A 3,981-nucleotide genomic window follows, 5' to 3' on the forward strand; every position below is an offset into this window, starting at 1 on the left:
TAGTCGTATTAAAATGAAACAAATAAGCGCGGACATAAATGGGGGTAAAATTAACATTTATATAGGTTCAGGTCTTGAAGATTATATAAACAATAACATATATGGAAGGAATGTTAGCTTTGTTTCAAAATCCCTGTCCGGATACCGTAACAAATTAAAAAAAATTAAATCTATAAAGATTTACATGCATGATGGAGAATCAATAAAGGATTTAAGATATCTAAGATTTATAGTTAAAAAACTGATAGATTTAAATATTGAAAGATCAGATACAGTATCATATATTGGTGGTGGAACTGTTGGTGATTTAACCGGATTTGCATCATCGGTATATAAAAGGGGAATAAATCTGGTTGCGGTTCCAACAACACTTCTGGCACAGGTTGATTCTTCCATAGGTGGCAAGAACGCCATAAATTTTAGCGGCATTAAAAATGTTATTGGAACATTTTATAATCCAAAATATATATTCAATGATACAGATTTTTTATTAAATTCCGATAAATCGCTTTTAAATGATGGCATGGCAGAGATTATTAAAATGGCGATCATCAATGATGAAAATTTCTATAATTATCTTAGAAATAATAACATGGACACAATTTTTAACCAGAATGATCTGGAGAATATAATATATAAAAGCAATAAGATAAAACTTAACATTGTTTCAAGAGACTTTTTTGATAAAAATAAGATCAGATATCTTTTAAATTTCGGCCATACAGTAGGACACGCAATAGAATCATTTACCAGTAATGATGTTTCCCATGGAACCGCAATTGCAAATGGTATGCTTGCCGAGAATTATATAGCATATAAAATGGGCCTATCTGAAAATTTTTATGATGAAATAATTACAATTCTGGAAAATTATAGAATCCCATTATTAAATTTTAAAAATTTTGATCCGGATATTATAATAAAATATATTTTAAATGATAAGAAAATGGAATCTGGCAAAATTAATCTTATTGTTCTTGACAGGATTGGAAAATCACATACAGAGGCTGTTGAAGTATCAGAAATCAAAAGGTATTTTTCTGAATTTCTTGAGGTAAAAAAATGAATGCATCCGCACTTATAGGAAAACCAGTAACACATTCTGCCGGACAGTACATATATAATAAAATATTCAAAAAAAATAACATTAATTCTATTTACCTTAGTATAGACCTTGATATGGAAAATATACCAGTTTTTATAAGATTTGCACGTGAGAACCTGTTAGGATTCAATGTAACAGCCCCGTATAAGGAAGTTATTTTAAAATACCTTGATGTTATAGATGATACCGCATCAGGCATAGGTGCTGTAAACCTCGTTAAGAACTGTTCAGGAAAATTATATGGATACAATGCCGATTATAACGGTTTTTTATTTTCTCTTAAGCATAATAAAGTTGACCCCAATGGCAAAAAAATATTAATACTGGGCACAGGTGGAACGGCCAGAATGGTTTATTATGCGCTTAAAAGTAATTACAAATGCACTGTCTTTAACGCCACAAGAAATTTAGAAAATAAAAAGAATAAAAATTTTTTTGATAACCTAATAGCATATGATGAGCTGATGCCAGAATATGATATTATAATAAACTGCACGCCTGTTGGAACATTTCCTGACATTAAGTCCCCAATTGATGGATCCAAGATTATGCATAAATCCACAGCCATTGATATGATATACAATCCACAGAAAACTAAATTCTTAGCCCTTGCTGAAAATAAGGGATGCAGCACCGTCAATGGTGTAGATTTATTCATTGGCCAAGGTCTTGAAACATTAAAAAAACTTTATAATTTATCTATTGACTATCAGGAATTTAAATTGTTATTTAATGAAAAAATAATTAAGTAACTTAATATTATTTCTATTGAATGATTGTTAAAACCAATGGAGGGCTTTCTGTAATTTCAGCATTTGTGGATGGTATTGGGTCAGCAATTTCACTGGATTTGCCAATGTACACAACTGTAATAGAATCTGATTCAGATAAAATAGGTGATCAAAAAATATTAGAAACATTGGAGATAATCAGGAATAAATACAGTATAAATAAAAAATATTCTGTTGAAATAAAGAGCCAGATACCTCAGTCAGTGGGATTAAAAAGCAGCAGTGCAATGACATTATCATTACTGTACGCAATATTAAGGCTAAATCGTATATATTTAAAGGAGGATGAATTATTAAGATCGGCAGCCGAAATATCACTTAAAAATAAAACATCAATAACCGGTGCACTTGATGATATTTCAATGTGTTATTATGGAGGATTAACAGTTACAGATAACTTTGATTTTAGACTTATAAGAAGGATAAAAATAGAGAATACACCGGTGATAATAGCATATCCCAAATTTTATCATAGAAGTACATATGATATGAAAGATATTGATTTTAAAAAATATAAAAAATATATACAGAAACTGGAATTGCTCTTAAACAGTAAATATGTTTATGAAACCATGGTTCTTAATGGATACCTTTTTGGCTCCCTTTTCGGCTATGACCCTGAAATAATAAATTATTTTCTCGGATCTGGGGCAATTTTTTCCGGAATAAGTGGTAAGGGTCCTGCTGTATTTGCCATATATGAGGATAATGAGGATCGTGATAATGCAGCCTCAAAATTTAGTTACCAGAATTATAATATAATCAAAAGCAGAATTAATAATGATGGAATTAATATAATATATCAATGATTATTGAAGTGAAGCCTGGAGAAATTGGTGGCATCGTGGAGGCCCCATCATCAAAGAGTTTTACACAGAGGTATGTCCTTTACTCTGCATTTTCTGGAAAACCAGTAACATTAAGGAATATATCATACTGTGATGATGAGCTTATTGCAATAGATATAGCAAAAAGCTGCAATGCCCATATTGAATACCAAAAGCGGGATATAAAAATAACTCCTGATTTTAAATGCCCAAAAAAAATCTATGTTGGTGAATCTGGAACATCGTACAGGCTTTCACTGGGATTGCTGGCAGGAAGGAAGTGCACCACGGAGATATCTGGAAAACCTGCCCTTGCCAAAAGACCAGTTGAAGACCTTATTTCATGCCTTGAAAATACTGGATCAATTTTTTATAAAAACAGTGAGGGGTTTTATAAAATAGATGCAACAAATTCAGGTAATGTTTACTGCACTTTAAATGCATCAAAAAGTTCACAGTTTGCAAGCGCCATGCTTTTTTATTACTCATTTTTTAAAAGTGCATGTTTTGGCATAGATTCCATGGTTTCAGAAAAATATATGGATATAACAGTAAAAACACTGGAAGATTTTGGTATTAATATTAAGCGTGAGAATAACAACTTTATCATAGATGGATATCTGAAATCAAAAAATGACATTCATATAGAGGGTGATTACTCATCAGCGTCATATTTTATGGTTCTTGGCATCTTTACAGGAAATATATTAATAAAAAATCTCAAAAAAAACAGCCTGCAGCCTGATAGTGGAATAATTAAAATACTCAATGATGCAGCCGGATGCATAGAAATTTTTGATGATTATATAAAAATAAATAAGGCATATGAAATAAAAACAGTTGTTGTTGATGTATCAGCAACTCCTGATTTTGCACCAGTTGCATCTGTAATAGGCATATTTTCAAAAAATGGGGTTATCATTAAAAATTATCAGAGGCTGGAAATTAAGGAATCTAACCGTTATCTTAATATTCTGGACATGGTTGAAAAATTTGGCGGGATTGCTGAAATTAAAGATGATTTTATGTTCATTCACCCCGGTGGTATTAAGAATCCTGACACATTAATTTACAATGACCATAGAATGGTAATGAGTGCCATAATAGCCGGAATAATTGCAGGGTCAAAAACAAGATATGGCGATATCGAGGCCATAAATAAGAGTTACCCCTCATTCCTAAATGACCTGAAAAAACTTGGCGCTGATATACGATTTAATACTGAAATATAGTCATAAAAAAATCTTAATTAAGTTTA

The 3,981-nt window shown here is 31.2% G+C and carries 4 protein-coding genes; all 4 read left to right on the forward strand.

The window, feature by feature from the left end; genetic code table 11:
* The coding region (aroB, locus tag AOG55_RS03995) for a 3-dehydroquinate synthase (protein WP_236688966.1) at positions 1–1,066 on the forward strand (1,066 nt) is incomplete at its 5' end.
* Positions 1,063–1,857: a shikimate dehydrogenase family protein gene (locus AOG55_RS04000; RefSeq protein WP_052656798.1), complete on the forward strand. Its 795-nt coding sequence runs from the start codon at positions 1,063–1,065 to the stop codon at positions 1,855–1,857. The genes aroB and AOG55_RS04000, both read left to right, overlap by 4 nt.
* Before the next feature lie 20 nt (positions 1,858–1,877).
* Positions 1,878–2,705 (forward strand): shikimate kinase, encoded by an 828-nt coding sequence (locus tag AOG55_RS04005; RefSeq protein ID WP_055032370.1) that lies wholly within the window; start codon positions 1,878–1,880, stop codon positions 2,703–2,705.
* Positions 2,702–3,955 carry a 3-phosphoshikimate 1-carboxyvinyltransferase gene (locus AOG55_RS04010; protein WP_055040922.1) on the forward strand — a complete coding sequence of 418 codons (1,254 nt, stop codon included), beginning with the start codon at positions 2,702–2,704 and terminating at the stop codon, positions 3,953–3,955. The genes AOG55_RS04005 and AOG55_RS04010 overlap by 4 nt, the downstream gene beginning before the upstream one ends.
* Positions 3,956–3,981: the final 26 nt, after the last annotated feature.

Origin of the sequence: Acidiplasma cupricumulans (genome assembly GCF_001402935.1) — an archaeon.
In the GTDB taxonomy this organism is placed as follows: Archaea; Thermoplasmatota; Thermoplasmata; order Thermoplasmatales; family Thermoplasmataceae; genus Acidiplasma; species Acidiplasma aeolicum.

Coding starts and splice junctions, on each gene's coding strand:
- AOG55_RS04010 (WP_055040922.1), top strand. CDS start 2,702: ATGATTATTGAAGTGAAGCCTGGAGAAATTGGTGGCATCGTGGAGGCC.
- AOG55_RS04005 (WP_055032370.1), top strand. CDS start 1,878: ATGATTGTTAAAACCAATGGAGGGCTTTCTGTAATTTCAGCATTTGTG.
- AOG55_RS04000 (WP_052656798.1), top strand. CDS start 1,063: ATGAATGCATCCGCACTTATAGGAAAACCAGTAACACATTCTGCCGGA.